The sequence below is a fragment of the Micrococcus sp. KRD012 genome, from assembly GCF_017168555.1.
GTDB classification, from domain to species: Bacteria; Actinomycetota; Actinomycetes; order Actinomycetales; family Micrococcaceae; genus Micrococcus; species Micrococcus luteus.
This window is the reverse complement of record NZ_JABFBB010000041.1, coordinates 1-425: the sequence shown is the minus strand read 5'-3', so window position 1 is coordinate 425 and position 425 is coordinate 1. Positions and strand designations below refer to the sequence as shown.

Below are 425 nucleotides of genomic sequence, written 5' to 3'. Positions count from 1 at the left end.
CGGACGACCTGCTCGGGGGTGTGACGCTTCCTGCTGTTCGTCATGATCTGACCAGTCTCCCTGCCCGCGACCGCGGGCAACAGGACGACTCTCATAACGACTGGACCTACGAAACGGGGTCAGCCCATAGGAACTTCCATCCTGCAGGAGAGGCCCACTCGTCTCATCTCAGCCGGCGCCTCGTGGCAAGAACCTCATGACCCACAACACCTAGTTGTAGGAGGGCATGACGTTGTTGACTCGGGCCGGTGCCAACGAGGCCGGAGGAGCGTCTCCGCAGGAGGTATGAGGCCGATGATAGTTGTAGTGGTTCACCCACACCGCCAGGGCCTCACGCCGAGCTTGCTCTGAGGTGTAGGGGCGGGCGTAGAGGACCTCATCGACCATCAGCCGGTTGTACCGCTCGACCTTCCCGTTATGGCGCG

1 protein-coding gene is annotated in these 425 nt (G+C 62.1%); it reads right to left on the bottom strand.

Going from position 1 to position 425, the window contains the following annotated elements; all coding sequences use genetic code 11:
• Positions 1-210: 210 nt before the first annotated feature.
• Positions 211-425, bottom strand: a 215-nt coding sequence (locus J1M37_RS11085) for an integrase core domain-containing protein (RefSeq protein WP_206452664.1), incomplete at its 5' end; no start/stop codon positions are given.